The sequence below is a fragment of the Agriterribacter sp. genome (genome assembly GCF_035444585.1).
Taxonomy (GTDB): domain Bacteria; phylum Bacteroidota; class Bacteroidia; order Chitinophagales; family Chitinophagaceae; genus Agriterribacter.
The window spans coordinates 1-4,848 of record NZ_DAOMOZ010000294.1 but is presented as its reverse complement, the minus strand read 5'-3'; the positions used below and the strand labels follow the sequence as shown (position 1 = coordinate 4,848).

Below are 4,848 nucleotides of genomic sequence, written 5' to 3'. Positions count from 1 at the left end.
GTTGGGATCGGGAACAGCCTGCGGTAGGTATCGGTGTTGGTTTTAAAACCATATATATTTTCATACTTTCCAAATCTTATCATATCGTTCCTGTGCAAACACTCCCAGGCAAATTCACGGCACCTTTCTTCGTAAAGATCTTCCAGGTCAACAGAGGTCCAGTCTGCAGATGTGGTTCTGTTGGAACGTACCATATTTACAAGCGTCAATGCTGTTTGTCCTGAAGTGGCCGTGCCGCCACGAAGGATTGCTTCCGCTTTCATCAATAAAATATCGGCATAGCGGAATACAGGCACATCGTTGTCCTGGTTTCTCGTGGTTGAGCCGGCATCAGGATGAAACTTAATGTTCCTGGTGCCCTGGTTCCAGGCTATTTCATCATTACCGCAATCAAACAATGTTGGGTTTTGTCTTAACTGTATTGAAGTGTCTATGTTTAAGTGATAAATATAGGTGTTGCCCCCGTCTGCCCCGGTATAAAACTGGTTATACCCCAGGTTGGTTGTTTTTACCATAATAGGATTACCATTATCCCAGTACTGCGGCCCATAAAGCCATTGTTTCAGCCTGATATCATTTTCATCAGACAAGAAATAGTTCAAGAAGCTTGACAGCGTAGCTCTTGGCCCGCTGGGCTTACTGTTTACAAGCCCGTTGCCTGTGGTTTGATTGATAACAGGGTCAACATTTGTTCCCGCTGTTGAGCCGGAGTATCCGTATTTCATCCCCAGGTTCCTGTTTAAATCGTAACGCCCGTAAAACATATACCCGGCTGAGGTTGAGGGATCGTAAGGAATAGCAAAAATAAATTCCGACTGATTCGTTGGGCCATTGTCGGGGCGGAACATTTGCAGGTAGCTGTTCCTTGGCTGGATGGCGTATTTACCGGAACTGATAACGGCATCGCATGCGGCAATACACTCATCATTTTTAGCGCTGCCTGTATATACTTCTGCATTAAGATACAATTTAGCCAGGAGCGCATTCGCAAAATGCCGGGTGGGTTTGCCATAAGTAGAGGCATCCACTTCTTCCTTTAAATACGGTAATGCGGCTTTAAGCTCAGATTCCACGAAATTAAACACATCCTGGCGGCTTGCTCTTGCCTGGAGTCCGGGACTTGGATATGCCGTATCCAAAGGCACGCCTCCGTATAGATCCATCAGTTCCCAGTAAGCATAAGCCCTCACCGTTTTTACCTCTGCTATACTTGTATTTTTTGCATCGCCTTCAGGCGCATTGGCTAAAATATACAGGGTTTGGTTACAGGTACCTACCAGTCCGGTAACATCATTCCAGGCTGTATTTACCCAGTTATGATCCGGGGTCCAGGAATGCCTGTGTAATGCCTCATAGCTGGCACCATCGTACCAGTTACCGCCATAAGCCGGCAATATGGCTTCATCTGTGGAACATTCGGATATAAAAAAATAAGTGAGCGCAAAATGTCCTCTTAAGCTGGTGTATACAGGTCCTATAAGCGCCTGGAACTGCTCTTCCGTTTGCGGGAAAACATCCTCTGTATACAATGACTTTGGCGTTACATCTATTTTATGACAGGCGCTCAACGCCACGGTAAATAAAGCAGGGATTATATATTTTATAAGCTTTTTCATTCTTGATCTTTTTGATAAATTAAAATTCATTGGTTTTATCAGAAACCTACATTCACACCCAATACAATAGTGCGGGTCTTGGGATAAAAGTTATTTCCTTCCACACCCAAACCTACACCGCCCTGGTTAATTTCAGGATCAATACCGGTGTATTTGGTAATAACAAAAATGTTGTTAGATGTCAGATAAAACCTGAGATGGCTAACATAGCCTTCTTTCTTCACCGGCACACGATAGCTGAGGGTGGCATTGTCTAACCTTACGTAAGAGCCATTTTCAATATACCGGGTAGAATACGCGTTGTTTTTCGCGTCTGTCATCAAATCATCTGCAGCATGAATGCTGATATTATTTACGGCAGCATTTACCGTGTAAGAAAGATCGGCCCTGCTTACATTAAATATCCTGCCGCCGAATGCGCCCCTGAAAAAGAAGTTAAGATCAAAGTTTTTATAGCTTATGGTATTGTTCCACCCCAGCAATAATTTAGGGTACGGACTGCCGGCATAAATGTAATCTGTGCCGATGGCAGGCGAAGTGGTTAAGGTTTTATCCTGCGCCAGGAACTGCGAGTTGCCGTCTGTATCTTTTCCCTGGTAATTGAGTGTAAAGAACTCGCCAATGGAATGACCTACTTTAAGGATCTGCAGGGTACTGTTGGTTTGACCGGCGCCATCAGGCTGGGTATAACGGATAGAATCCGAATTTACCCCGTATTTGGCAGGTCCGTTCATATCTAAGATCAGGTTTTTATTGGCAGCAAAGTTTACGGCAGTATTCCATGAAAAATTTTTAGACTTTACAGGAGTTGCCGCTAAACTAAGCTCAACACCACGGTTGCGTACCTTTCCGCCATTACCCCACACAAATCCGCCCGGCACTATAGTGCTGCTTACCGTGTAGGCAAAGATCATGTTGAACTAAACCTACGGAAGCCTTCCGCACTATCCGTAAGTTTGTATTTCATCAAAACATTAAAATTATGACAACGAAAAAAAATCGCCGGAAGAACTGAGATGGAATAAGTACCTCAATCGTGCCTGCCGTGAAGTTACAGGATTTACAGAACTGCTTCAACGCTTTGAGCGTAATATTTCTATCCTGGGTCGGGCGCCCCGCACTTTTGATAATTACAGTCGTCATGTAGCAGCTATAGCGCTGCATTTTCAGTGCCTTCCTACGGAGCTGGATCCCGAACAGGTGAAAGATTATCTTTATGAACTGCAGCAACGCAGCAAGACACCCTCCCAAACATATTTTAAACATACCGTTTACGGACTCCGGTTCCTGTTGAAGACAGAAGGGTTAGCTTATGACCATCTTCACCTTCCGGCTATTAAAAGAGATAAGCAGTTGCCTGTTATCCTAAGCCGCGAAGAAATATGGCGGATGCTGCAAACCGCTACATTACTCAAGCATAAAATTTTGATTGGTTTATTGTATGGTTGCGGCCTGCGTTGTATGGAAGTACGCAATCTCCGGTTGAAAGACCTTGATTTTGACCGAAATCTGGTACATATTGTTCAAAGCAAAGGCAACAAAGACCGTTACGTTCCTTTATCAGCCCACCTGGTACGTGGCATCAAAAAATACATATCCGCAGAGCACCCTGCCGATTGGTTGTTTAACGGTCAGCCCAATGGTCGCGGTGGGGGCGACTTTGACAGTCGCTACAGCCAGCGCGGCGTGCAGTGGGTTGTGACCAATATAGCCCGGCAGTCCGGTATCATCAAAGAAGTGCATACCCACATGCTCCGTCATAGTTATGCCACCCATTTGCTGGAAGACGGCGTTAATATCATCAGTGTTCAGAAGCTGCTGGGTCATGCCAATATAGAGAATACCATGGTTTACCTGCATGTGTGTCAGACACCGGATCAACTGTCTCACAGCCCGTTGGATAAAGTGTTTGCTTTATGCAGCCGCGCCGGGAAGTAGCCGATGTATTACGTCACGCTGATATTACGCCTTCGTCCTTTACGGTTCATCAGCAAAAAACTTTACGAGCTATAGAGCAATGCCGTACATCGGCACTGGGCGGTCATGTGGATGTATGTACCGACTGTGGCGTAATACATATCAGCTATAACAGTTGCCGCAACCGTCACTGCCCTAAATGCCAGGGACATAAGCGGGAGGAGTGGATACAAAAGCGGGAGCAGGAACTGTTGCCCTGCACCTACTATCATGTAGTGTTCACGCTTCCCTGTGAGCTGAACCCCCTTGCTTTGCATCAGCCCAAACTGATGTATGATGCATTGTTCAGTGCAGCATGGCAAACCATCCATCAGTTTGGAAAGCAGCAGGGTATACAAATGGGGATGATAGCCGTGTTGCACACCTGGGGTCAAAACCTGAGCCTGCACCCACACCTGCATTGTATAGTGCCCGGCGGTGGCATAGATCAAAAAGGCAGGTGGCAAAAACAGTTGCGCAGTAACAAATACCTGTTCCCGGTAAAAGCATTGAGCAAAGTGTTCAGGGCAAAATATATACATCAGTTAAGAGCGTCTGGCATAAAAGACCAGGCACTTATAGACAGCTTATTTACAAAAGACTGGGTGGTGTATGCCAAGCGTCCATTTGGCGGACCAAACCAGGTTATTGAATACTTAGGCAGGTACACCCATAAAGTAGCCATCAGCAATCACCGTATACAGAAAGTAACCCCAACAGATGTAACCTTTGGTTATAAGGACTACCGTAATGGCAGCTGTCGAAGGCAGATGACCTTAAGTAATGCCGAATTTACAAGGCGGTTTTCCCAACATATACTCCCGCAAAGATTTGTGCGTATACGGCATTACGGCATACTAAGCAGCGCCTGGAAGCGGGGCAAACTACAGCAGTTGCAACAAGAGTTGAAAATCACTGTTAAGCCTCTGCTGGTAGCTAAAACACAGTTGTATCGCTGTCCCTGTTGCAAAACCGGTATGCTGGTTACTATAGAAGTTTTTGGCAAGCGTGGTCCCCCAGAACATTATTTAACTGAAAAACAACCTGTTCCTGTAAGTTAAGTTTTACGGGTAAGGGGTTTTATGTGCCGGTACGAAAAAAATTGACAAACACCGTCCCTGAACTGCCTCAACTCAAAAGCAGACCCCTTCCGGGTCTGCAAAATACCTCCAAATCAAAAACGACATCTCCATAGTGCAAGAGCGGCAACCGTAGGTTCCGTTCAACATCGCTTTCATTCCTCGTCCTGCGGACGAAACGAAAGCTTAGTTATTAG

4 protein-coding genes are annotated in these 4,848 nt (G+C 45.6%); 2 read left to right on the top strand and 2 right to left on the bottom strand.

Annotated elements, in window-relative coordinates; genetic code table 11:
* Together PLH26_RS20285 and PLH26_RS20280 are read right to left on the bottom strand one after the other, a co-directional pair.
* The coding region (locus PLH26_RS20285) for a RagB/SusD family nutrient uptake outer membrane protein (protein WP_324587846.1) at window positions 1-1,616 on the bottom strand (1,616 nt) is incomplete at its 3' end.
* Window positions 1,617-1,654: 38 nt separating this feature from the next.
* A complete protein-coding gene (locus tag PLH26_RS20280) occupies window positions 1,655-2,530 on the bottom strand; it encodes a SusC/RagA family TonB-linked outer membrane protein (protein WP_324587845.1) in 876 nt (291 codons plus the stop codon).
* A 97-nt stretch (window positions 2,531-2,627) separates the two neighbouring features.
* Here PLH26_RS20280 and PLH26_RS20275 point away from each other — a divergent pair, with 97 nt between their 5' ends.
* Together PLH26_RS20275 and PLH26_RS20270 are read left to right on the top strand one after the other, a co-directional pair.
* Window positions 2,628-3,554: a tyrosine-type recombinase/integrase gene (locus PLH26_RS20275; protein ID WP_324587847.1), complete on the top strand. Its 927-nt coding sequence runs from the start codon at window positions 2,628-2,630 to the stop codon at window positions 3,552-3,554.
* A complete protein-coding gene (locus PLH26_RS20270) occupies window positions 3,533-4,633 on the top strand; it encodes an IS91 family transposase (protein ID WP_324587844.1) in 1,101 nt (366 codons plus the stop codon). Before PLH26_RS20275 ends, PLH26_RS20270 begins: the two co-directional genes overlap by 22 nt.
* Window positions 4,634-4,848 lie beyond the last annotated feature (215 nt).

Excerpts from the sequence above, each read along its gene's own strand:
- PLH26_RS20280 (WP_324587845.1), bottom strand. The coding sequence starts at position 2,530 with ATGATCTTTGCCTACACGGTAAGCAGCACTATAGTGCCGGGCGGATTT.
- PLH26_RS20270 (WP_324587844.1), top strand. The coding sequence starts at position 3,533 with ATGCAGCCGCGCCGGGAAGTAGCCGATGTATTACGTCACGCTGATATT.